The sequence below is a fragment of the Pseudomonas sp. B16(2017) genome (genome assembly GCF_002113205.1).
In the GTDB taxonomy this organism is placed as follows: domain Bacteria; phylum Pseudomonadota; class Gammaproteobacteria; order Pseudomonadales; family Pseudomonadaceae; genus Aquipseudomonas; species Aquipseudomonas pharyngis.
Genome location: NZ_NEKA01000010.1, coordinates 13,002 through 36,653 on the forward strand (window position 1 = coordinate 13,002; position 23,652 = coordinate 36,653).

A 23,652-nucleotide genomic window follows, 5' to 3' on the forward strand; every position below is an offset into this window, starting at 1 on the left:
ATGACATTCCGTTATCCACAGGTCTTGCTGTTGCTCTGCGCGCTCAATGCATTGCCGATGGCGATGTCCGCCGACAGCGTCAAACTCGACACCCCGGTCGGCGGCTGGCGCAGTGGCGCCCCCGAAGGCGAGGGCGAAAGTTTCCGCCAGACCGTCAACTACCCGGCCTCCTCGGTGAATACCCCGATCGGCCAGGCCAACACCGCCCGCATCAGCGGCGAAATCAAAGCCACACCGAAAAACAAAGAGCCCGGCCGCCTGATCGTCAACGGCGTCAGCATGCCGCTGAAAATCGACGACAGCGGCCGCTTCGACCGCCCGTTCTCCTTCCCCAACGGCAGCAACAGCGTCGAAGTCCTCAGCCCCGACGGCCAGCAACGGCATCGCACGCAGTTCCTCAACACCAGCGGCGGCGCTACTCCGGCGAAACTGCGGGTGTTGTTGGCGTGGGACAGTGACGGCACCGACCTCGATTTGCACCTGATCACACCCGACGGCGCGCATATCTGGTACGGCGACCGCGTCGCGCCCAACGGCGCGGCTTTGGACGTTGACGTGACCACCGGTTACGGCCCGGAAATTTTCGCCATGCCGGCGCCGATCAAGGGGCAGTATCTGGTGTATGTGAACTATTTTGGCGGTGGGTATCGCGGGGGTGACGAGGGTGGGGAAGAGGCGGTGCAGCCATTGACGACCGCGCAGGTAACGGTGATTACAGAAGAGGGGACGCCTAGCGAGAAGATGGAGACGTTCCTGGTGCCGATGCGGGCGGTGGGGGAGTTGACGCTGGTGAAGTCGTTCAGTTATCCGTGACGGTAATTGGGGCAGCAGGTTGCTGCCCCAATTTCAGAATCGATCCTGATGATTAACTGGCTCAGGGTTGGGACGACAATCGATCCTGTGCAGCGTCATAAGCCGCCTCTCGCTCTCTCTTTCCGATAGCGACTACGAACACCACAATTTCGAGATCAATCACCTGATAAATCAGGCGATATCCAGCGCTTTTCAGCTTCACCTTGTAGCAATCTGGCAGCTCGCGAAGCCTGTTGGCTTCTATGCGAGGATTTTCGAGAACTTCGGAGAGTTTCTTTTTGAACTGCTCGCGAATTGTATCGCCCAGCTTGTTCCATTCCTTCAATGCACGACGATCAAACTCAAGGTTATAGGTCATCCAGACTTACCTTGACTCGCTGAGGAGCGGCAAGACGTTCAGTGACCACGGCGATAAGCGCTTCATCCTCTTCACTGAGCAATGCCGCTTTGAACGGCAATTTGCCCCGGTCCGCGACGTATTGAAGCGTTTGGCGCAGAAGCTCTGAGGGCGAAAGCCCGAGCTTTTCCAGCTCTGCGAAGGCGCGTTTTTTCAGTTCGTCGTCGATACGAATGTTGATGGATGCCATGATGGATTACCTGTAATGACGTTTGTCTTTACGGTACAAGCGCGTTTGGTATCCGGCAAGCGGCGATTCTGAATTCGGACGGTAGGCATTGGCTTTTGGCAGGCATTAAAAAGCCGGCTTGTGGCCGGCTTCTCGGGGACTGGCTTGGTTTATTTTTGGTAAACCGCGCCAGCCTTCAAAACGTACATCCGGATCTTGCGTCCGGCTGTGGGACTTGGTCAGACAGTGGTCTGCCGCGTCAGGCGTCATCTGGGCCGCTTGGCGGGTCGATGCGCGAATGTGGGGCGCAGGATACTGAGTTTTGTTGGGGATTCCCAGTGCGAAGTGCGGGATAGAGCGTTCTATCCATGAAAAATCCCGTATTTGTACCGACTATCCGGGCCGGTTGCCCCTCACGACAGAAGCAGGATCAGAGAAACGGCACCACCGGCCGCCGCTTGCCCAGCGTCGACCACCAGAACACCCATCCCAACACATGAATCCTCTGCTCTTCGATCTGTGAGGCCCGGAAGATCTCGTCCGGGTATTCGGCGCTGTTGTGGCTGCGCAGGCGCAGGGCGTTGCCGGGCATGCGGTGCAGGTATTTGATGCGCAGCATGCCGTCGTGTTCGATGGCGTAGATTTCGCCGTCCACCACCTGGGTGAGGCCGCGGTCGATGGCGAGGGTTGAGCCGTCTTCGATTTTCTCGGCCATGCTGTTGCCGATCATGTGGGTGCAGATGGCATCGGTGTGACGAATTTCCAGGGCTTCGAGGTGGCTGCGGGGAAGGCGTATGGTTTGGTCCGGGTCCTTGATGACGTGGGTCTTGTCGGAACCAGGGGCAGTCGGGGCTTCCTTGTAGAGCGGCAGTTCGATGTCGTTGGTTTCGAGCACCGTGTAGACGCCTCGAATGGCATGGGCATCGAGGATGTCGCCCGAGTCCGTATGCAGGTGCGGGGCGTCTTTCGGGCCTTCGCCGGTCTTCAGCCATTGGCTGTTGACGGACAGCAGGCGCGCAACTTCTTCCATGCGGTACGCGGGTACGCCCCGGGTGTACCAGTTATGAACGTTTTGGGCTTCCGTGCCCCAGAACTTTGCGAATCCCGTGGTGGTGATGTTCGCAGCTTCCAGGAGTGCCTTGAATCTTGGACCGCTAGTGTTCTTTCTCATAAACACGAGTCTACGACCGGCCTAGAGCGGTTTGAATAAACCTTGCGTTCAAAATCAGGGCAAATTTTGCGACGGGATGTAAGACGCCCTTGTGGGAAATTACACACACTAAAACTTTTCTGTAGGCCGCTATAAACAAGTCGTTTAAGCACTTATCAGGCAGGCACAAAAAACCCCGGATCAACCGGGGTTTTCTTCAAGCGTTCGCAGGTCGCGAGGCTTAGCCTTTGTAGGCAGCAACCGACTTGGTGATCGCGGCGCGGGCAGCGTCAGCGCCGTCCCAGCCTTCGATTTTCACCCATTTGCCTTTTTCGAGATCCTTGTAGTTCGCGAAGAAGTGCTCGATCTGCTGGATCAGCAGGGCTGGCAGGTCGGTGTATTCCTTCACGTCCACGTACAGCTGGGACAGCTTGTCGTGTGGAACGGCGATGACTTTGGCATCGCCGCCGCCGTCGTCGGTCATGTTCAGGATGCCGACTGGACGCGCGCGGATCACCGAACCTGGAGCAACCGGGTAAGGGGTCACGACCAGCACATCGAGGGGATCACCGTCGTCAGCCAGGGTGTTCGGGATGTAACCGTAGTTGGCCGGGTAGAACATCGGGGTGGCCATGAAACGGTCAACGAACAGGCAATCGCTGTCTTTGTCGATTTCGTATTTGATCGGCGCGTGGTTGGCCGGGATCTCGATCGCGACGTAGATGTCGTTCGGCAGGTCTTTGCCAGCCGGAATCTTGCTGTAGCTCATTGGGCTTTGCCCCCGTTAGTTGACCAAAAACACTTGGCCGGATTGACCAAAAAGTGGCGGCGATTATAGGCATATTCTGCCGTGGACGCCATGTACCGGAAGTCGTGCAGACCTTTACTCGTGAGCCTGATAGACCGGGTCGCTGGCCTGAAGTTGCTTCAGGCGGGTCAACGGATCCTGGCGATAGAAAAGCCGCAGCTGCGCATACACCTGTGGGTAAGCCTCGTGCAACAAGTCCGGAGCGCTGAAGAAGTACTCACTGGTGACGGCGAAGAACTCGGCCGGGTTCTCGGCGGCATAGGGGTCGATGGCGGTTTCGGCGTCGGGATGGCGGTCGAGCTGGCGATTGAGGTCGTCGTACGCTGCCTGCATCACTTCGGCCCAGTCTTTCACTCGCATGTCGGCATGCAGCGGGGGCAGGCCGTTGGCGTCACCGTTGAGCATGTCGAGCTTGTGCGCCAGTTCGTGAATCACCAGGTTGTAGCCTTCCCAGCCACCGCTGGCCATCACGCCGGGCCAGGCGAGGATGATCGGCCCTTGTTGCCACGCTTCGCCGCTGTGTTCGCCGTCCCACTCATGCTCGACGCCGCTGGCATCTCGATGGCGCTGGGGGCTGAGGAAGTCGTCGGGGTAGAGGACGATTTCGTGGAAACCCTGATACCAGTTCAGATCGCCGAGATGCAAAAGCGGCAATTGCGCCTGGGCGGCGAGCAGCAGACGCTGTTCCTGGTGCAGCTCGACGCCGGGCAGGGCGGTCAGGTGTTTGTCTTCGAGGAACAGCACGCTGGCTTCACGCAGCCACTGGTCTTCAGCGGGCGTGATGCCATCGAGAAAACTCAGGTGATGGCGCACCCGCTGCCACAGTTCGTCGGCAATCGGGTGCCTGGCCAGAATGCGCCGGCGGCGCCAGGCGCTCAGCGACCACATCGGCTTAGTGCGATTGGGCTTTGGTGCCGCCGAAACGGCTGCGAACCACGCCGATGATCATCGGAATCAGCGACAGCAGGATGATGCCGACCACCAGCAGCGACAGGTTCTTCTTGATGAACGGCACGTTGCCGAAGAAGTAGCCCAGCGTCACCAGACCGCCAACCCACAGAACGGTGCCGAACACGCTGAAGCCGAAGAAACGCGGGTAAGGCATCTTCGCGACACCGGCGACGAACGGTGCAAAGGTGCGGATGATTGGCAGGAAGCGCGCCAGGGTCACGGTTTTGCCGCCGTGCTTGTCGTAGAAATCGTGGGTCTGTTGCAGGTAGTCGCGGCGGAAGATTTTCGAGTTCGGATTGCTGAACAGCTTTTCACCCGCCGTTCGCCCGATCACGTAGTTGGTACTGTCGCCGAGAATCGCCGCGAGCATCAGCAAGCCCGCCAGCAATACCGGGTCCATACCGCCGCCCGCAGCCACTGCGCCGGCGATGAACAGCAGGGAATCACCCGGCAGGAATGGCATCACCACCAGACCGGTCTCGCAGAAGATCACCAGAAACAGGATGGCGTAGATCCATGGCCCGTAATTATTCACCAGCAGGTCGAGGTAAACATCGAGATGCAGGATAAGGTCGAGCGGGTTGAAATCCATGGAGGCACCTGTGGTGACGGTCTGACTCGGCAGACCTGTGCGGATGACTTCGTGTAAGCCTACAAGCGGGTGTAGTTTTTCTTACAAGCCGGAAAGATCGGGATTATACGGGCTGAGGGGTGAAAAGCGCCTTGGTTTTGTAGCGGGGGATGTCGGTGTGAATAAATGTCGGGTTGGCATTCATTTTGGGGAGGGAGTCGGCTCCCTCCCCGCAGGACACTCGGCGATCAGAGCTCGTCGCTGATCGGCAGCACGTAGTTCTTGAACTCGGTGTCTTCCTTGAACCCGATGGATTCATAGGTTTTCTGCGCCACTTCGTTGTCGGCGCTGGTGGAGACGCGCATGCGCACGGCCTGGGTTTCCTTGGCCATTTTCTTGGCGGTGCGGATCAGGTTGTCGGCTACCAACTGGCGGCGGGCGTCTTCGGCGACGTAGATGTCGTTGAGGATCCACACGCGCTTGAGCGACAGGGAGGAAAAGCTCGGGTAGAGCTGGCAGAAGCCCATGAGCTTCCTGTCGTCGTCATCGGCCAGGGCCAGGTAGATCACCGATTCCTTGCGTCGCAGGCGCTTTTCGAGAAAGGCCCGGGACGAGTCCGGATAGGGCAGGGAGCCGTAGAACTCGCGGTACTTAACGAACAACGGGGTCAGCAAATCCAGGTGTTCGAGGGTCGCTTGGATAATCCGCATGGTAGGTCTCGTCCTTCAAGTGGCTGTCTTCACGTGCTCTGACGGCGATGGGAAACCCGGGCGGCCGTGCATCGATCCTGCCTGAAACCGGCGCAGAAAGGCAATGCGGAAACGGTTCAGGCTGGGGGCAGATCGAGTAGGAAATTACTCTTCATGTCTGCACCGGCTTCCGATTCCAGCGTCTGAACCTGCGCCTCGTCCTTCAGATTGACGCCCGACAGCTGGCGCCGACAGGCTTCGCGCATCAGATACAGCAAGCGATGCGCCGCCATGCCATAGCTGAGCCCTTCCAGCCGCACATTGGAGATGCAATTGCGGTAAGCATCCGTGAGGCCGACCTTTGGATTGTAGGTGAAATATAAACCCAGGCTGTCCGGCGAACTGAGGCCCGGACGCTCTCCAATCAGCATCACAACCATTCTGGCGCCCAGCAACTGGCCGATTTCATCGCCAATCGCCACGCGTCCCTGTTCCACCAGCACCACCGGCGCAGTCGACCATTGGTCGGCGCTCATCTGTTCTTCCAGGCGGGTGAGAAACGGCAGGGTATGCCGATGCACCGCCAGTGCCGAGAGGCCGTCCGCCACCACCATCACCAGATCCACGCCGCCCGGATGCGCCTCGGCGTATTCGCGCAGGGCTCGCGCCGATTGATCGCTCAGCTTGCGCCCCAGATCCGGGCGTTGCAGGTAGCTGTTGCGATCCACCGCCGCGCTGTGCAGCAGCAGACTGTCGCGTTGGCGCTCGGTCAGTTGGGCGCTGAGCGCGGCGTGATCGAACGGCAAATGCACGGCGTCCCGCGCCTGGGCGTGGGCGTACTGGAAATCCAGCTGTGCACTGGTTGGCAGACTGGTGCCAGTACGACCGAGGGCAATGCGCGCCGGGGTCAGACGACGCAGCTCCAGACATGGGTTTTGTGGATCGACGGGTGGTTTTTCCATCTGACTCATCCCAGTTGCGCCAAGGCCTGACGAAAGGCCGGCGGCAGGTTGTTGCCGAAGCGGACCTTGCCATCCGCCTGAGTGAAAATGCCCATGTTCGCCAGCCACTGCTCGAACTCCGGCGCCGGTTTCAGGCCCAGGGTCTGGCGCGCGTAGAGCGCGTCGTGGAACGAAGTGGTCTGGTAGTTGAGCATGATGTCGTCGGAACCGGGGATGCCCATGATGAAGTTGATCCCGGCCACGCCGAGCAGGGTCAGCAGGGTGTCCATGTCGTCCTGGTCGGCTTCGGCGTGGTTGGTGTAGCAGATATCGCAGCCCATCGGCACGCCGAGCAACTTGCCGCAGAAGTGGTCTTCGAGGCCGGCGCGGATAATCTGTTTGCCGTTGTAGAGGTATTCCGGGCCGATGAATCCTACGACGGTGTTCACCAGAAACGGCTTGAAATGGCGCGCCACGGCGTAGGCCCTTGTCTCGCAGGTCTGTTGATCGACGCCGTGGTGGGCGTTGGCCGACAGCGCGCTGCCCTGACCGGTTTCGAAATACATCAGGTTCCGCCCGAGTGTGCCGCGATTGAGGCTCAGGCCCGCTTCATAACCTTCCTGCAAGATGTTCAGGTTGATACCGAAACTGGCGTTGGCCGCTTCGGTGCCGGCAATCGACTGGAACACCAGATCCAGTGGCACCCCACGGTTGATCGCTTCTATAGAGGTGGTGACGTGTGTGAGCACGCAGGCCTGGGTCGGAATGTCGTAGCGCTGGATGATCGCGTCGAGCATTTCCAGCATCGCGCAGATCGAGGCGATGCTGTCGGTGGCCGGGTTGATGCCGATCATCGCGTCGCCATTGCCGTACAGCAGACCGTCGAGAATGCTCGCGGCGATGCCGGACGGCTCGTCAGTCGGATGATTGGGTTGCAGCCTTGTGGATAACCGCCCACGCATGCCGAGGGTGCCGCGAAACTTCGTGACCACGCGGATCTTCTGCGCCACCAGCACCAGATCCTGCACGCGCATGATCTTCGACACGGCAGCGACCATTTCCGGCGTCAGGCCGGGGGCGAGGGCGCGCAGGCTGGTTTCATCGGCGGCGTCACTGAGCAGCCAGTCGCGAAAACCGCCGACGGTGAGATGGCTGACCACGGCGAAAGCCTGTTTATCGTGGGTGTCGATGATCAGTCGGGTGACTTCATCGGTTTCGTAGGGAATCAGCGCTTCCTGCAGGAAATGCGTGAGCGGGATGTCGGCCAGTGCCATTTGCGCGGCTACCCGCTCGCCATCGTTGAGCGCGGCGACGCCGGCCAGGAAATCCCCGGAGCGTGCCGGGCTGGCCTTGGCCATCACGTCCTTGAGGCTGTCGAAACGATAGGTCTGGGCGCCGACGGTATGAGCAAATGCGGCCATTGGGCGCGTTCCTCCTGATTCTGTGGATAACTCGATCCCCTGTGGGAGCGGGCTTGCTCGCGAAGGCGTCGTGTCAGGCGACATCATTGTTGAATGACGCACCGCATTCGCGAGCAAGCCCGCTCCCACATTGGATCTTTATGCACTTCTATATAGCGGGCACCGGGCGAAAGGCGCGGTGCCGGTGCAACTCATATACCTTCGAGCATAGCGTCTGCCGGTGCTTCGGAGCGTTGCTTGGCGGTCAGCTGGAAGTACAGGTAGCCAGCGGCCATGAACCCGAGGAACACACAACCGATCAGCGTGTTGAACCAGGCCATCGCCACCAGGCACACCAGCGCCAGAAACAGCGCGATGGCCGGCACCACCGGGTAACCGGGCGCGCGGAAGGTGCGTTCCAGATTCGGCTCGGTTTTGCGCAGTTTGAACAGGCTGAGCATGCTGATGATGTACATCACGATGGCGCCGAACACCGACATGGTGATCATTGCCGCCGTCAGGGTCATGCCTTGCAGATTGACCAGACCGTCGCTGTAGATTGCCGCGATGCCGACCACGCCGCCCGCCAGGATCGCCCGGTGCGGCGTCTGGAAGCGCGAGAGTTTGGCCAGACCTTTGGGCAGATAACCGGCCCTGGCCAGGGCAAAGAACTGTCGCGAGTAGCCGAGGATGATCCCGTGGAAACTCGCCACCAGCCCGAACAGGCCGATCCACACCAGCATGTGCATCCAGGTCGAATTGTTGCCGACTACCGCTTTCATTGCCTGCGGCAGCGGATCGTTGATGTTCGACAGTTGACGCCAGTCGCCGACGCCGCCAGCCATCACCATCACGCCAATGGCCAGGAACACCAGGGTCAGGATGCCGCTGACGTAGGCCCGTGGAATCGTGCGTTTCGGGTCCTTGGCTTCCTCGGCCGCCATGGCCGCGCCTTCGATGGCGAGGAAGAACCAGATCGCGAAGGGAATAGCGGCGAAAATGCCAGGAATCGCGCCCATCGTAAACTCATTGGCGCCTGACCAGCCGTTCAGCACAAAGTTGCTGAAGCTGAAGCCCGGTGCGACCACGCCCATGAACACCAGCAATTCGGCGACGGCGAGCACGGTCACCACCAGCTCGAAGGTCGCGGCGATGCTGACGCCAAGGATGTTCAGGGTCATGAACACGAAATACGCGCCGACCGCCGCAAGTTTGGGATCGAGCCCCGGATATTGCACATTCAGATAGGCGCCGATGGCCATGGCAATGGCCGGCGGGGCGAACACGAATTCGATCAGGGTGGCGATCCCGGCGATCAATCCGCCTTTTTCGCCGAACGCCCGACGGCTGTAGGCAAACGGCCCGCCCGCGTGAGGAATCGCGGTGGTCAGTTCGGTGAAACTGAAGATGAAGCAGGTGTACATGGTCGCGACCATCAGGGCCGTGACCAGGAAACCCAGGGTTCCCGCCGTGCCCCAGCCATAACTCCAGCCGAAGTATTCGCCGGAAATCACCAGGCCGACGGCAATGCCCCAGAGGTGCAGGGTGCCGAGTGTGGGTTTGAGCTGTGTGGTGGAAGTCATAAGTCCTCTCTGTCTTTTTTATTGTTCGATCTGTTGGACTTTCAGGAGTAGCGGTTGGGTGGGTGGAGGCTGTTCACGCAGCGGCAGTGTTTAGGCAAATCCTGAATGACGGGTACGCAAGGCCCGTGCCAGAGCGGCCAGGCTTTGTGTTGTGTCACTAAGGACGCCTTCGCGAGCAAGCCCGCTCCCACATTGGATTTGTGCAGAATCCAATAATGTGGGCCGACGCAAGTCCCCTGTGGGAGCGGGCTTGCTCGCGAAGGCGATTGAACAGGCAACACAGAATCATCTGTGTTGCCCCGAGGTTTAGAAGAAGCCCAGCGGATTGATGTCGTAGCTCACCAGCAGGTTTTTGGTCTGCTGGTAGTGGTCGAGCATCATCTTGTGGGTTTCCCGGCCGACGCCGGACTTCTTGTACCCGCCGAACGCGGCGTGCGCCGGGTACAGGTGGTAGCAGTTGGTCCATACACGACCGGCCTTGATGGCGCGGCCCATGCGATAGGCGCGGTTGATGTCGCGGGTCCAGAGGCCGGCGCCGAGGCCGAACTCGGTGTCGTTGGCAATCGCCAGGGCTTCGGCTTCGTCCTTGAAGGTGGTGATACTCACCACCGGGCCGAATATTTCTTCCTGGAACACACGCATCTTGTTGGTGCCCTTGAGCAGCGTCGGCTGGATGTAATACCCGGTCGCCAGGCTGCCCTCGAGTTTTTCCACCTTGCCGCCGGTCAGCAGTTCGGCACCTTCGCCCTTGGCGATTTCCAGGTACGACAGGATCTTGTCGAATTGCTGCTCGGACGCCTGGGCGCCGACCATGGTGTCGGTGTCGAGTGGGTCGCCACGTTTGATCTGGCTGACTTTCTTCATCACCGCTTCCATGAACTGCGGATAGATCGATTCCTGAACCAGTGCACGGGAAGGGCAGGTGCAGACTTCGCCCTGATTGAAAAACGCCAGCACCAGGCCTTCGGCAGCTTTTTCGATGAAGCTTGGCTCGGCCTGCATGATGTCTTCGAAGAAGATGTTCGGCGACTTGCCGCCCAGCTCTACGGTGGACGGAATGATGTTTTCGGCAGCGCATTTCATGATGTGCGAGCCGACCGGGGTCGAGCCGGTGAAGGCGATCTTGGCGATGCGTTTGCTGGTGGCCAGGGCTTCGCCGGCTTCTTTGCCGAACCCTTGCACCACGTTGAGCACGCCCGGCGGCAGCAGGTCACCGATCAGTTCCAGCAGCACGCTGATGCCCAGCGGGGTTTGCTCGGCAGGCTTGAGCACCACGCAGTTGCCGGCGGCCAGGGCCGGGGCGAGTTTCCATGCGGCCATCAGGATCGGGAAGTTCCACGGGATGATCTGGCCGACCACACCCAGTGGTTCATGGATGTGATAGGCCACGGTGTTGCCATCGATCTCGGCGGCGCTGCCTTCCTGGGCGCGCAGGCACCCGGCGAAGTAGCGGAAATGGTCGGCAGCCAGCGGGATGTCGGCGTTGAGGGTTTCGCGGATGGCTTTGCCGTTGTCCCAGGTTTCGGTGATCGCCAGGGTTTCGAGGTTCTGTTCGATGCGGTCGGCGATTTTCAGCAGGATCAGCGAGCGGGCCTGGGCGGAAGTCGAGCCCCAGGCATCGGCAGCGGCGTGGGCGGCGTCCAGGGCCTTGTCGATGTCTTCGGCCGTGGAGCGCGGGAATTCGGCAATCGGCTGGCCATTAACCGGCGAGGTATTGGTGAAGTACTGACCTTTGACAGGCGCGACGAACTCGCCGCCGATGTAGTTACCGTACTTGCTCTTGAACGAGACTTTGGCGCCTTCAGTACCGGGGTGAGCGTAACGCATGATGATGTTCTCCTTGGCTTTGTACTTATTAGAGAAACGCGCATGAGCGCTTGCTATAAGCGTAGAGCAAAGGCCGGGCCACTGCCGTGCAGGTCAGGCAAATCAAGGCCTTGCGTGATTTCTGTCGGACAAGTGGCGAACGTCTGTGACGGTATCGGTACAGCCTGGGTGACAGTTTGTACCGCTTCTGGCACAACCCGTGACCGGGCGGTCTTGCCAGCATTGCAAAGACCGGTGGGCTGGAGGATGCTGGGCACCACTTCACGCATGGGCCGATGAGCCTCGGGGAGAATAATAAGAAATGCACGACAACCATTTGAGTCGCCATGCCCGGCAGGTTCTCACCGTCACCCAGGGCAAGCCGCACCTGCACGGCCCCGGTGCCGACCCGTCGATTGCCCGTTCGTGGCTGCGTTGTCTTGAGGACTATCACCTCGACCCGGCCCTGACCATGGCGCCGACCGTGCTCGAACACGGTCGAATCCTCGAAAGCCGCGAACGGCTGCAACAGGTGTTGCAGATTGCCGGCAATGAAATGAGCAGCCTGCATCAACAACTCTCCGGCGCCGGCCACGCGGTGCTGCTGACCGACGCGCGCGGGGTGATCCTCAACTGCGTCACCGCTCCCGCTGAACGCAAGATTTTCGAACGCGCCGGCCTGTGGCTGGGTTCCGACTGGAGCGAGGCCTGCGAGGGCACCAACGGCATCGGCACCTGCCTGGTGGAGCGTCAGGCTCTGACCATCCATCAGGACGAACACTTCCGCGGCCGCCACACCGGCCTGACTTGCTCGGCGAGCCCGGTGTTTGACCCGCACGGCGAACTGCTGGCGGTGCTCGACGTTTCCTCGGCTCGGCATGACGTATCGCGCCAGAGCCAGTTCCACACCATGGCGCTGGTCAATCTGTCGGCGAAGATGATCGAGAGCTGCTATTTCCTGCGTTGTTTCGATAACCAATGGTTGCTGCGTTTTCATCTCCAGGCCGAGTCCGTCGGGCTGTTCAGCGAAGGGTTGCTGGCGTTTGACGGGGAAGGGCGGATCAGCGCGGTCAATCAGAGTGCCTTGAACCTGCTCGGGCACATTCGTGGCGGCTTGCTCGGTAAGCCGGTTGAGGCGTTTTTCGATTGTTCGCTGGATGAGTTGCTCGGGCGCGCCAGCGCCAATGCCAGCGCCAGTTGGCCGTTGCGCACTCGTGACGGGCGGCATCTGTTTGCGGTGCTGCGCGGCGAAACCCGTCGGCCGCTGCCGGTCGCGCCGGTTCCCACGCCGGTCGAAGTACCGCGTCTTGCAGGCATTTGCCTCGGTGATGCGGCGTTGCAGGCGGATTTTCGCAAGTCGCTGCGGGTATTCGAGCGTGACGTGCCGCTGCTGATCAACGGCGAAACCGGCTCCGGCAAGGAGGCATTCGCCAAGGCTGTGCACAACGCCAGTCAGCGCGCCGGCAAAGCCTTCGTTGCCCTCAACTGCGCGGCGATTCCCGAAAGCCTGATCGAGAGCGAACTGTTCGGCTATCGCGGCGGCAGTTTCACCGGCGCGCGCAAGGACGGCATGCGCGGAAAGCTGCAGCAGGCCGATGGCGGCACGCTGTTCCTCGATGAAATCGGCGACATGCCGCTGGCTCTGCAAACCCGTTTGCTGCGAGTGCTGGAAGACCGGCAAGTGGTGCCGATCGGTGGCGAGCCGGAAGCGGTCAACGTGCGGATCATCAGCGCCACCCACCGCAATCTGCTGGAGCGGGTTGGCGACGGCAGTTTCCGGGAAGACTTGTACTACCGGCTCAACGGGCTGGAAGTGGCGCTTCCACCGTTGCGCGAGCGCAGTGACAAGTCGCAGCTGCTGGATTTTCTGCTGGCCGAAGAGGCGGGCGGGGAAACGATCCTGATCGAAGAGCCGGCGCGCCAGGCGTTGCTGGGCTTCAACTGGCCGGGCAATGTGCGGCAGATGCGCAATGTGCTGCGTACGCTGGCGGCGTTGTGCGATGAAGGGCGGATCGGACTGGAGGATCTGCCGGCGATGTTTCGGCAGGTGCAGCCACTGTTGGTCAAAACCGATGAAGCGGCGTCCGGACAGCCGCTGGAAGATGCCGAGCGGCTGGCGTTGCTCAGTGCGCTGGAACACACGCGCTGGCACATGACCCACACGGCGCAGCAACTGGGCGTCAGTCGCAATACGCTCTACAGAAAGCTGCGCAAGCACGGGATCGCCCGAACTGCTTGAATCCCCCTCCCGACAAGGTCGGGTGATCAGCTAAAGAGTGCGATTTCCCCCTCCCTGCGCTAACCTGCGGCCATGTTTTACGAGGTCGACTATGCACATTCATATTCTGGGTATCTGCGGGACTTTCATGGGCTCGATGGCGGTTCTGGCCAAAGAGCTGGGCCATCACGTGACCGGCTCCGATGCCAACGTCTATCCGCCGATGAGCACCCAGCTCGAAGCTCAGGGTATTCAGCTGACCCAGGGTTACGACCCGGCGCAGCTTGATCCGGCGCCGGATCTGGTGGTGATCGGCAACGCCATGTCCCGCGGCAACCCGGCGGTGGAATATGTGCTGAACAAAGGCTTGCCATACGTTTCCGGCCCGCAGTGGCTGGCCGACCATGTGCTGCAAGGTCGCTGGGTGCTGGCGGTTGCCGGTACGCACGGCAAGACCACCACCAGCAGCATGCTCGCCTGGGTGCTGGAGCATGCCGGCATGAGCCCGGGTTTCCTGATCGGCGGCGTGCCGCAGAATTTCTCGGTGTCGGCGCGTCTGGGCGGCACGCCGTTCTTCGTGATCGAAGCCGACGAGTACGACAGCGCGTTCTTCGACAAGCGTTCGAAGTTCGTCCACTACCGTCCACGTACGGCGATCCTCAATAACCTTGAGTTCGATCACGCTGACATCTTCCCCGATCTGCCAGCCATCGAGCGGCAGTTCCACCACTTGGTGCGCACCATTCCGAGCGAAGGGCTGGTGATTCACCCGACCACCGAACCGGCCTTGCAGCGTGTGATCGAGATGGGTTGCTGGACCCCGGTGCAAACCACCGGTGCCGGCGGTCAGTGGCAGGTCAAGTTGCTGAAAGACGACGGCTCGGCGTTCGAAGTGATGTTCGAAGGCGTGTCCCAAGGCGTGGTCGAGTGGGAGTTGACCGGTCAGCACAACGTCGCCAACGCCTTGGCCACTCTGGCCGCCGCGCGTCACGTCGGCGTTGTGCCGTCGATGGGCATCGCCGGGTTGAGCGCGTTCAAGAGCGTCAAGCGCCGGATGGAGAAAGTCGCGGAGGTGCGCGGCATCACCATCTACGACGACTTCGCCCACCACCCGACCGCGATTGCCACCACCCTCGACGGCCTGCGCAAGCGCATTGGCGATGCGCCGCTGATCGCGATCATCGAGCCGCGCTCCAACTCGATGAAGCTTGGCGCGCACCGTGACGGTCTGCCGGACAGCGTGGTCGATGCCGATCAGGTGATCTGGTACGCCCCGGCCAACCTCGGCTGGGATCTGGCAGGCACCGCCGCGTTGTGCACCGTGCCGTCGATCGTCAGCGATTCGCTGGAAGGCATCATCGAACGCGTGAAGAGCCAGGCCCAGCCCGGCACCCACGTGGTGATCATGAGCAACGGCGGCTTCGGCGGCCTGCACGGCAAACTCGCCGAGGCGCTGAAATGAACACTCGTTTCGAGAGCAACGGCCCCGAACGCATCACGCTGGCGATGACCGGCGCGTCCGGCGCCCAGTACGGTTTGCGCCTGCTGGATTGCCTGGTGCGCGAGGATCGCGAGGTGCACTTTCTGATCTCCAAGGCCGCGCAACTGGTGATGGCCACCGAGACCGACGTGTCGTTGCCGGCCAAGCCGCAAATGATGCAGGCGTTCCTCACCGAATACACCGGCGCGGCCGCCGGGCAGATCCGCGTGTACGGCAAGGAAGACTGGATGTCGCCAGTGGCCTCGGGCTCCGGCGCTCCGGCGGCCATGGTGGTGGTGCCGTGTTCGACGGGCACCTTGTCGGCCATCGCCACCGGCGCCTGCAACAACCTGATCGAGCGGGCGGCGGACGTGACGTTGAAGGAGCGGCGCCAGTTGATTCTGGTGCCGCGCGAAGCGCCGTATTCGAGCATTCACCTGGAACACATGCTCAAGCTCTCGAACATGGGCGTGACCATCCTGCCAGCGTCGCCGGGTTTCTATCACCAGCCGCAGACCATCGATGACCTGATCGATTTCGTGGTGGCGCGGATTCTCAATCTGCTGGGCATTCCGCAGGACATGCTGCCTCGCTGGGGTGAACATCACCTGAGCAGCGATGAATAAGCTGCTGGCGCTCCTGCTGGCGCTGCAACTGACCGGCTGCGCCACGGCGCGCACGCTCGATGCGGCCAAGCCCGGCGCGCCGGTGGTGTACTCCGGCACGCGGCTGGACTTATACGCCCTGAACGGCGGCTGTTGCGCAAAGGATCGCTTCGGCGCCGAGGCTCCGGGCTATCCCGGAGTCGACCTGCCGGCCAGTGCGTTGCTCGATACCCTGCTTTTACCGTTGTCTTTGCTGACGGTGATCGGCGTAGGCTTTCAGGCGACCGGAGGTTTATGAAAATCATCGGCTCGATTTGGCAAGAGCGAGCCGATTAAGCCTCCTACAGAGTGATTATTTCGGGAGGAAACTCGATGTCGTTGGAGAATATTGCGTTTCCCGTCGGCAACTCGAGGATGCGTTTGCCGGCGTTCGCGACTTCATCGATCAATGCGTCATATTCATTCCGGTTGAGAGCCCCGGCTTTCGTGCGGGCCTGGATGGCGTCGGCGCGGGTCTGATTCGAGCCGGTGGCGTGTGCAAGTGCCTGCAAATGTACATCCTCCACGGTAGCTGCACGGGTCATGGCTGAGTTGACCAGCCAGACCCGTCGCGACGTGAAACCGATGGGTGACGTCGAAACATGGCCCTCCATCCGCATGCTCGGAAACCACGTGCTGTCGCCCGGGGAGCTTTGTTCGAGCCGCGCTGAGTTGTAGGCGCGATTTTCCTGTCCTGGAACGACCTCGATATTGCGGGTATCGAGCAGGTAGCAAAACAGGATGCGCTGAGCGTGGGGCGTCGAAGCGCCGCTACTGGTCTGGTGCGATTCGTTGCCGGTCAGCGGATCCTTGGGTTGCGTGTAGTTCGAGCCTGTTACGTCTTTAACCTCGTTCGCGAAATCCATTGCAGCCTTGAGGCTGAACATTGCGCTTACAGGCGTCTCGGTCGTGACGACTCGGGCCGATACCTTCTGCGGAACCATGACCGCAGGCCTGGCGATGTCGAAGGGTGTCCGCTCATCCGCCTTGAATACCGCCGGGATGTCGGTTCTGTACAGATAATCCTGTCCGTTGCGCTGATAGCCACAGAGTCGCAGTAACTCCTGAAAAAACGGTTTTGTCAGAGTGGCCTTCAGGATACTGGTGCCTTCCCCCCGGTTTCTAAGACTGATGATTTCGGCGTTCATTTCCGGCAGAAACGGATCGAAAAGTTTTGAATTGGTGACAAGCCGCGTGCGAGCCTGATGCGCCGTCACCCATGCAGGCACGTCATCATTGATGAGGTGTTTGAACTGCCCTGTTGGCGAAATTTCCTTGCTCAGTCGAGCGAATTGCAGAGTTGACAGATTGTAGGGCTGGAAGCGGGCAAGGACCTGTTCCTTTGATTTGAGCGGAGAATCAGGATTGGTCCATAGCCGCAGGTAGTCGATCAACTGTTCACGCCGGGAAGGATAGTCCCGTTGTATGGCCCACTCTGGTTCTTTCATGTGGAGCGCAACATCCCGACGAAAGCGCAGGATGTCTTCCCCTTCGATCCTGTACAGGTTCCAGATATCGACGTCTCGCCAGAAGGGCCGCAGAGCAGTCTCTTTATGCAGTGGATACCCGGTCGGCTTGACGATAGTCAGCGCAATGCCGTCACGGAACGCCACTTGAACGAGCGGGCCGTGACTGTCATCCAGACCGGGCTTGCGCTGCATCTCGACGTAACCATGAAAGTTTGTCTTGCCGAGGTCCCAGGTGTAGTAACTCTGGTCCCCGTACGCTGGCGTGGTGTCTGTTGTCTCGGGCATTGCGGGAGGCGGCAGGCGTGGTGACGGCGTTTGCGTGGTTGGTGTGTCGTGGTGCTCCGGCGTTTCGGGTCTCGGCAGGCCCGGCAATGGCGTTTGTGTGTCTGGAGTACTGCGGTGCAGCGTGACGGATTCGAGGTGCTCTGCCCACTTGGCGGGCGTGAGCCTTTGGTGCTCCAGAAGGCGGTTGAACATATCTCGGTCCATCTCAGGGCCTAGCCAGCGGCGAAGCTCGTCATACAGGTACGCATTCTCCAGCCTTTGTTCCCGTACCTTGGCCCACTGTGGTTTTCTGCCCGTGCGATCTGCTTCGGTGCGAAAGCGAGTGATCTCTGCGCCCTGCAGACCGTAGAGATCCCAGATGTCGCGGTCTGTCCAGGCAGGCAGCAATTCGGCGGGCTGATCGATACGTGGGGCAGAAGGCTCGACGCTGATGAACGACCCGTTATCGTCCATGAAGGCATGGTGCATCAGAGGGCCGACGGAGTCGTCCAGCCGCATTTTTCGGTGCATGACCACGTAGCCATGGTGATTGGTGGCGGTGTTGTCCCAAATGTAGTGCCGGGTGTCGATGTGAGCTGTCACAGTGTTCGATTGCGTTCGGGAGGAACTGTCCGCAAGTGACGCAGGGATCTGCGCCGGGGTGTCATCTGTGTTGTCTGCCGGCCGATGTATCTGCTGTTCTATGGTTTGAGGAGTCTTTTGCGGCTCGCCAACCCGCCAGGTATTGCTGGCGGGGTCGAAGTGCAGGGCAGGGCCAGAGGGTTGCGCTTCCTGTGGAAACATGGCCCGGTAGGTTCCGAGGCTCTCGTCCCAGGCCACCATGACCGTTCCGGTTGTGGTGTACTGCACTTCGGCATAAATACGCCCCCTGTGGACGCGCAATCCTTCGGTGATGACGTCGGGCAAGAGCGTTCGCGTCTGGGGCGGCAACTCGTAGTGGCGAATCGATTCAGTCGAGCGCGGGTCGCTGGATGGGCCTCTTCCACTTTCCCTGACCGAAGGGGACAAGTCATGGATATGTACTGTGGGCAACTGATTGTCCGGCGGCGGCAGTGTCGCCAGTTGTCGGTCGGAGAGGTAGATATCCGGTCCTCCGGGGCGAATCACCACTGGAGGCTCAGAACGCGGAATCGGCAGAGGATGCGGTGTCTCGGGGTGACGGTGAGGTGTGCCGGGTAATTTCGGTGTCGGGTTTTTGGGTCGCATCAAGGAATCCGTTCATTGATTATCTGGCGTTCAGGCTGCCATCCGATAACAGGATGGCAGACGCAGGCATGCCGGGGAGGGCACGTTATCCATGAAAGGAAAGGGGCGAGTGGTAGATAGTTACGACACGATGGTTGATTCGAGTCGGTTCATTTCAGTTGTCGGGTGGTTCAACGCAATATCCTCGGACATTCATTGCAAATGTTTGTGCGGATCTGCGTTGAACCGCTGTGAGCTTATTTGCCGAGTTTTCTCAATTCATCCGACTCGACAATTCGCACGCCATCCTGCTCTTCAAGTGCCAGACGCCACATGGCCCGGGCCAGTTGGCAGGCCTCGATGCCACGGTATTTGCCGGGAATCAGTTTTGAGAGTGGTGCGGCCAGCTGTTCGCCCAGGCGGGGCTCGCTGCGTTCGCCGAGCAACAGCGACGGCCGGCAAATGGTGAGTTGCGGCCAGTTTTGCGCACGCAAGGCGTATTCCATCTCGCCTTTGACCCGGTTGTAGAAAATCGAGGATCGGCGATCGGCGCCCAGGGCACTGATCACAATCAGGTGCCGTGCGCCCATTTCCCGGGCGCGCTTGGCGAAGGCTACGACCATGTCCAGATCCACGGCGCGGAACGCTTCTTCGGAGCCGGCCTGCTTGATGGTGGTACCCAGGCAGCAATAGGCGATGTCGACGCGACCCGCCAACTGCGGCAGGAAGGTCTGTGGGTCGCCGACCGGGTTTTCCAGATGCGGATGTTCGGCCAGTGGCCGGCGTGAGGGGGCCAGGACACGGCTGATCGTCGGCTCGTTGAGCAGACGGTCGAGCAGATGTTCACCGGTCAGACCGGTGGCTCCGGCAAGCAGGACATGCTGAGGCGTCAAGTACATAGTGTCTCTCCCTTGATACTGTTCAGCTTAGTTGCTCTTTGTCGCTCCGTCGTTCAACGCAGCACTTTGCAATGCTTTTCTCGCTTGTTGTTTACGCAGTAGTTGCCAGTGCGCCAGCACGGTTTTCGGCGCCCAGATCTGCGGTTCAGAGGCTTCGAAATTGTCCGCCAGTTCGCGCTCGGCAACGGTAGCCTTGGCCAGTTTGAAGGCTTGCTCCAGGTCGTCGGTCTGGTTCAGTGCCTGGGCAAACAGGGCATCGCCGAAGTAGGTGAAGTTGGCCTCCTCGGAGCAACCGAACGACACGCGGTCGGCGCGTGAGGCGGTCATGATCAGCGTGCGTTCGTCCTTCAGCGCCGGTATGAAACCGCCGGAATAGCACGAGGAGATGACGATGATCTTGTCGCGGTTCTTCAGCGGTGCGAGCACGGCGGCGAGTTCGTCGGCGGGCAGGTCGGCCAGTTCCATTCGCGGCTGATCGAGCACCAGCTCGTGCTCGGCGGTGCCATGGCTGGTCAGATAGATGAAGACCAGATCTTCCGGGCCGCTGCGTTCGGCCAGGGTTTGAGCGGCGCGCCGCAGATTTTCGCGGGTGGCCATCGGCCGGTCGCCGAGGTGGTCGCGGTGGTTGACCAGGCGAATCTGGCCAAAGGCACCGAAACGGCTGGTGAGCATGTTCGCGACGTAATCGGATTCGCGCAGGAACACGCTCTGTTTGCCGTCGCCGCCGAGGGTCAGGGTGTACAGCTCAACGGCCGGGGTTGAGGCCGGTACGTTGGCCAGCGCCTCGTCGAGCAGACGACCCTGGGCCAACAGGCCGAGTTCGAGGGTGTCCGGCAGCAATTTGCCGTCGGCATCGCGCACCCGCTGGCCGTTGATCCAGGTGCCGCTGAGCACGCTGCCATCGGTGAGCACCAGGGTGCCGCGTCCGGAATAACTGTCGCTGTCGAATCCGCCGACGTAGAAACTGCCATCGGACAGGTTCAGGCGGCCCTGACCGCTGAAGCGCCAGTCATTGAAATAACCGATGTAATGGCTGCCGTCGGCGCCGATCAATTCACCCTTGCCGGTCAGCGCGCCTTCCTTGAACTGCCCGAGCCAGACGTCGCCATCGGCGTTCTCGTAGCGGCCCTTGCCGTGCAGTTGATTGTTCTTGAAACCACCGACGTAGATATCGCCATCTGCGCTGTTGAAGGTGCCGTTGCCTTCGAGCTGGCCGTTGACGAAATGGCCGGTGAACTGATTGCCGCTGGCATCGCCGCGCTGGCCTTCGCCATTGGGTTTGCCGTGGGCGAACTGGCCCTGATAGGAGCTGCCGTCGTCCAGCTCCAGGCGACCGAGCCCGGAGTACTGGTCGGCCTTGAATTCGCCGCGATAGGTCATCGCGTTTTCCTTGAGGGTGCCTTCGCCGTCGCGTCGGCCCAGCTTGAAACCGCCTGTGTAGCTGCCGGCGGCGGTGGTCAACGTGCCCTGGCCGTCGAACAGCCCTTGCTGGAAGTTGCCGCGATAGACTTCGCCATTGCTGCCGTGCCATTCGCCCTGACCATGCCATTGCCCCTTGTCGAACGCCCCGGCGTACCAGCTGCCGTTGGGGTAGTCGACCCGGCCCTGGCCTTGCAGCAAGCCATCGACCAGTTCACCGCGATAGCGGCCGCCGTCGGGCAGGCGCGCATCCGGCGGCAACAACGATTCGCCGTCGCCACACGCGGCCAGCAACAGGGTCAAGGCAAGGGGAGCAAGAGGGGCGAATGAGCGCATAGCGGGATCCGGGCAATTAGGCGACCGAGTATGCCGCAGCTATGTGACCTTATACAGCCGGCAGGGAGGAGCGGATGCGAAACAGCGTGAGCCGCTTCGCATCCAGGCGCTTAAACGAAGCAGAGCGACAGTGGTTCGGCGATGTAGGCCGGTTTGTCCGAGCCTTCGATCTCCAGGGTGGCGGTGGCCTTGAGCAGCCACTGGCCAGGTTTTTTCTCGGTCACTTCACCCAGATCGACCTTGAGCCGGACTTTGGAGTCGACCTTGACCGGCTGGATGAAGCGCACGCTGTCCAGGCCGTAGTTGACCACCATCTTCACGCCTTGCGGCAGAACCAGAATGTCTTCCATCAGTTTGGGGATCAGCGACAGCGACAGGAATCCGTGGGCGATGGTGCTGCCAAATGGCGTTTGCGCGGCTTTGACCGGATCGACGTGGATGAACTGATAATCCCCGGTGGCTTCGGCGAACAGGTTGATGCGCTCCTGATCGATGGTGAGCCATTCGGAACGTCCGAGTTCCTTGCCGACATAATCTTTGAGCTCTGCAACTGGAACATAGGGCATTGAGACTCTCCTTGGGTTCATCGGTTTTATAGTTTTTCAGGTGGGGGATTTGACCGCCCTGCGAACCACTGTAGATCATCATGGCGATTTGCTCAGGTCAACCGACCATGCTTTTGGCGAATGCCGATCCATAGCGCAGGCGTGCTTATAATGCCGACGACTTGCGGGTTGGAAAGTAAGACGGAGATGTCCGATGTTGCTACGTGGCCTGACCATGCTGGTGCTGTTTCAATTGCTCGGCACGGCCCTCAATCATTTGCTGTTGCCGGTGCTGCCGGGGCCGATCATCGGCCTTTTGCTGTTACTGGTATTTCTGATCGTGCGCGGTGAAGTCGGCGAACCGCTGAACCTCGCCGCCGGCAGCCTTTTGCGTTATCTGCCATTGCTGCTGGTGCCGCCGGCGGTGGGTGTGATGGTCTACGCCACGGCGATTGCCGCGGATTTCTGGGCCATCGTCGGTGCGCTGGTGGTCTCGCTGATTCTGTCGATGGCCTTCGCCGGCGTGCTGATGCAACGGCTGGTCAAGCGTCACGCGCCGCCTTCGGAGGAATCCTGATGCTGTTCGACTGGCAAGGTGCCTGGGCTTCGGTGATTCACCACCCACTCTTTGGCATCGGGATCACCCTGGGGGCTTATCAACTGGTGCTGGCGGCGTTCGAGAAAACCCGCTGGATCTTCCTGCAACCGGTGCTGGTCTCGATGCTGTTGGTGATCGGCGTGCTGGTCGGCTGCGGCCTGACTTACGCCGAGTACCGCAAGAGCACCGAGATCCTCAGTATTCTGCTGGGTCCGGCGACCGTTGCGCTGGCCGTGCCGCTGTATTTGAATCTGCGGCGCATCCGCCAATTGTTCTGGCCGATTTTTACTACGCTGGTGATAGGCGGCGTGGTCGCCACGGGGATGGGCGTGGCACTGGGCTGGTGGTTCGGGGCCGATCACATGATTCTGATGACCATGGCGCCCAAGTCGGTGACCTCGCCGATTGCCATGCTGGTGGCCGAGCAGATCGGCGGTGTCGCGGCACTGGCGGCGGTATTCGTGTTGATCACCGGAGTCATCGGCGCGATCTTCGGCCCGGCGCTGCTGACCCGCCTCGGCGTGCACAGCCCCGAGGCGCGTGGCATGGCGCTGGGCATGACGGCGCATGCGGTCGGCACGTCGGTGGCGTTGCAGGAAAGCGATGAGTGCGGCGCCTTCGCGGCGCTGGCGATGAGTCTGATGGGCGTGGCCACGGCGGTGTTCCTGCCGTTGGCGGTGTCGATGGTGGTGTAAGGAAATGTCTATGAGTCTGCCGCTTTTTCCGCTGAACACGGTGCTGTTTCCCGGCTGCAATCTGGATCTGCAGATCTTCGAGGCGCGCTATCTGGACATGATCGGCCGCTGCATGAAACAGGGCGGCGGCTTTGGCGTGGTATGCATCCTCGAAGGCCACGAAGTCGGAGTGGCGCCCGAAGGATTTGCGATGGTCGGGTGCGAAGCGCGGATCACCGATTTCCAGCAACAGGACAACGGCCTGCTGGGGATTCGTGTGCAGGGCGGGCGGCGCTTTCATGTTCTGCGCACCGAGGTGCAGCGCGATCAGCTGATCGTCGCGGAGGTCGAGTGGCTGGATGAAGAGCCCGAGCAGCCTCTGCAGGACGAAGACGCTGATCTGGTGGCGCTGCTCAAGGCCCTGGCCGAGCATCCGATGGTCGAAGCGCTGAACATGGGCATCGAAGCGGCGGGGCAGCAGGCGCTGGCGAACCAGTTGGCCTACCTGCTGCCGTTTGCCGAGGAAGACAAGATCGACCTGTTGCAACTCGACGATCCGCAGCAACGCCTGGATGCGATCCAGGCGTTGCTCGACGAGTTGCAGGGTGAACTGTTCGCCTAG

23 protein-coding genes are annotated in these 23,652 nt (G+C 60.8%); 8 read left to right on the forward strand and 15 right to left on the reverse strand.

Annotated elements, in window-relative coordinates:
- Nucleotides 1-813, forward strand: coding sequence for a YfaP family protein (locus CAG25_RS18025; protein ID WP_085612533.1), 813 nt, complete (start codon nt 1-3; stop codon nt 811-813).
- A 61-nt stretch (nt 814-874) separates the two neighbouring features.
- Here CAG25_RS18025 and CAG25_RS18030 read toward each other — a convergent pair whose 3' ends face one another.
- The 11 genes from CAG25_RS18030 to CAG25_RS18080 form a co-directional block, all read right to left on the reverse strand.
- The gene (locus tag CAG25_RS18030; protein WP_085612534.1) at nt 875-1,171 is read right to left on the reverse strand and encodes a type II toxin-antitoxin system RelE/ParE family toxin; all 297 of its coding nucleotides are present in this window, start codon (nt 1,169-1,171) and stop codon (nt 875-877) included.
- Nucleotides 1,161-1,400, reverse strand: coding sequence for a type II toxin-antitoxin system RelB/DinJ family antitoxin (locus tag CAG25_RS18035; protein ID WP_085608779.1), 240 nt, complete (start codon nt 1,398-1,400; stop codon nt 1,161-1,163). Before CAG25_RS18035 ends, CAG25_RS18030 begins: the two co-directional genes overlap by 11 nt.
- Nucleotides 1,401-1,809: 409 nt before the next feature.
- A complete protein-coding gene (locus CAG25_RS18040; protein WP_085612535.1) occupies nt 1,810-2,550 on the reverse strand; it encodes a helix-turn-helix transcriptional regulator in 741 nt (246 codons plus the stop codon).
- Between the two features lie 220 nt (nt 2,551-2,770).
- Entirely contained in the window at nt 2,771-3,298 is a 528-nt protein-coding gene (gene ppa, locus CAG25_RS18045) for an inorganic diphosphatase (protein ID WP_007933577.1), read from the reverse strand.
- A 114-nt stretch (nt 3,299-3,412) separates the two neighbouring features.
- Nucleotides 3,413-4,225, reverse strand: coding sequence for a zinc-dependent peptidase (locus tag CAG25_RS18050; protein ID WP_085612536.1), 813 nt, complete (start codon nt 4,223-4,225; stop codon nt 3,413-3,415).
- A 4-nt stretch (nt 4,226-4,229) separates the two neighbouring features.
- Nucleotides 4,230-4,880, reverse strand: a complete 651-nt coding sequence (locus tag CAG25_RS18055; protein ID WP_011336118.1) for a DedA family protein — start codon at nt 4,878-4,880, stop codon at nt 4,230-4,232.
- 227 nt (nt 4,881-5,107) lie between these two features.
- On the reverse strand, nt 5,108-5,569 hold the full coding sequence (locus CAG25_RS18060; protein ID WP_042610602.1) for an N-acetyltransferase: 462 nt from the start codon (nt 5,567-5,569) through the stop codon (nt 5,108-5,110).
- Between the two features lie 116 nt (nt 5,570-5,685).
- Nucleotides 5,686-6,519, reverse strand: a complete 834-nt coding sequence (gene eutC / locus CAG25_RS18065; protein ID WP_371857729.1) for an ethanolamine ammonia-lyase subunit EutC — start codon at nt 6,517-6,519, stop codon at nt 5,686-5,688.
- On the reverse strand, nt 6,516-7,910 hold the full coding sequence (locus tag CAG25_RS18070; protein ID WP_085612538.1) for an ethanolamine ammonia-lyase subunit EutB: 1,395 nt from the start codon (nt 7,908-7,910) through the stop codon (nt 6,516-6,518). The genes eutC and CAG25_RS18070 overlap by 4 nt, the downstream gene beginning before the upstream one ends.
- Nucleotides 7,911-8,101: 191 nt before the next feature.
- Nucleotides 8,102-9,472 (reverse strand): ethanolamine permease, encoded by a 1,371-nt coding sequence (gene eat, locus CAG25_RS18075; RefSeq protein ID WP_039771884.1) that lies wholly within the window; start codon nt 9,470-9,472, stop codon nt 8,102-8,104.
- 306 nt (nt 9,473-9,778) lie between these two features.
- Nucleotides 9,779-11,299 carry an aldehyde dehydrogenase family protein gene (locus CAG25_RS18080; protein WP_039771883.1) on the reverse strand — a complete coding sequence of 507 codons (1,521 nt, stop codon included), beginning with the start codon at nt 11,297-11,299 and terminating at the stop codon, nt 9,779-9,781.
- 301 nt (nt 11,300-11,600) lie between these two features.
- Here CAG25_RS18080 and CAG25_RS18085 point away from each other — a divergent pair, with 301 nt between their 5' ends.
- The 4 genes from CAG25_RS18085 to CAG25_RS18100 all read left to right on the forward strand — a co-directional run bounded on the left by CAG25_RS18085 (nt 11,601) and on the right by CAG25_RS18100 (nt 15,879).
- Complete coding sequence (locus tag CAG25_RS18085) at nt 11,601-13,517, forward strand: sigma-54-dependent Fis family transcriptional regulator (protein WP_085612539.1); 1,917 nt, start codon at nt 11,601-11,603, stop codon at nt 13,515-13,517.
- A gap of 91 nt (nt 13,518-13,608) precedes the next feature.
- Nucleotides 13,609-14,958 (forward strand): UDP-N-acetylmuramate:L-alanyl-gamma-D-glutamyl-meso-diaminopimelate ligase, encoded by a 1,350-nt coding sequence (mpl, locus tag CAG25_RS18090; RefSeq protein WP_007958628.1) that lies wholly within the window; start codon nt 13,609-13,611, stop codon nt 14,956-14,958.
- Nucleotides 14,955-15,602 (forward strand): flavin prenyltransferase UbiX, encoded by a 648-nt coding sequence (gene ubiX / locus CAG25_RS18095; RefSeq protein WP_039771880.1) that lies wholly within the window; start codon nt 14,955-14,957, stop codon nt 15,600-15,602. Before mpl ends, ubiX begins: the two co-directional genes overlap by 4 nt.
- Nucleotides 15,595-15,879: a YceK/YidQ family lipoprotein gene (locus CAG25_RS18100; protein ID WP_085612540.1), complete on the forward strand. Its 285-nt coding sequence runs from the start codon at nt 15,595-15,597 to the stop codon at nt 15,877-15,879. Before ubiX ends, CAG25_RS18100 begins: the two co-directional genes overlap by 8 nt.
- Nucleotides 15,880-15,922: 43 nt before the next feature.
- Here the strand turns inward: CAG25_RS18100 and CAG25_RS18105 are convergent, their stop codons facing one another.
- The 4 genes from CAG25_RS18105 to CAG25_RS18120 form a co-directional block, all read right to left on the reverse strand.
- Nucleotides 15,923-18,580, reverse strand: coding sequence for a hypothetical protein (locus CAG25_RS18105; RefSeq protein WP_143492961.1), 2,658 nt, complete (start codon nt 18,578-18,580; stop codon nt 15,923-15,925).
- 236 nt (nt 18,581-18,816) lie between these two features.
- Complete coding sequence (locus CAG25_RS18110) at nt 18,817-19,458, reverse strand: oxidoreductase (RefSeq protein WP_085612542.1); 642 nt, start codon at nt 19,456-19,458, stop codon at nt 18,817-18,819.
- Nucleotides 19,459-19,485: 27 nt separating this feature from the next.
- Nucleotides 19,486-21,213 (reverse strand): C13 family peptidase, encoded by a 1,728-nt coding sequence (locus CAG25_RS18115; protein ID WP_085612543.1) that lies wholly within the window; start codon nt 21,211-21,213, stop codon nt 19,486-19,488.
- Between the two features lie 110 nt (nt 21,214-21,323).
- The gene (locus CAG25_RS18120; protein ID WP_064599685.1) at nt 21,324-21,779 is read right to left on the reverse strand and encodes a MaoC family dehydratase; all 456 of its coding nucleotides are present in this window, start codon (nt 21,777-21,779) and stop codon (nt 21,324-21,326) included.
- Between the two features lie 193 nt (nt 21,780-21,972).
- On the opposite strand from CAG25_RS18120, the gene CAG25_RS18125 reads away from it, so the two are divergent.
- From CAG25_RS18125 to CAG25_RS18135, 3 genes are read left to right on the forward strand one after another with little or no spacing between them, the layout of a single operon-like run.
- The gene (locus CAG25_RS18125; RefSeq protein WP_085612544.1) at nt 21,973-22,335 is read left to right on the forward strand and encodes a CidA/LrgA family protein; all 363 of its coding nucleotides are present in this window, start codon (nt 21,973-21,975) and stop codon (nt 22,333-22,335) included.
- A complete protein-coding gene (locus tag CAG25_RS18130; protein WP_007958637.1) occupies nt 22,335-23,051 on the forward strand; it encodes an LrgB family protein in 717 nt (238 codons plus the stop codon). Before CAG25_RS18125 ends, CAG25_RS18130 begins: the two co-directional genes overlap by 1 nt.
- 10 nt (nt 23,052-23,061) lie before the next feature.
- Nucleotides 23,062-23,652, forward strand: a complete 591-nt coding sequence (locus CAG25_RS18135) for an LON peptidase substrate-binding domain-containing protein (protein ID WP_064599681.1) — start codon at nt 23,062-23,064, stop codon at nt 23,650-23,652.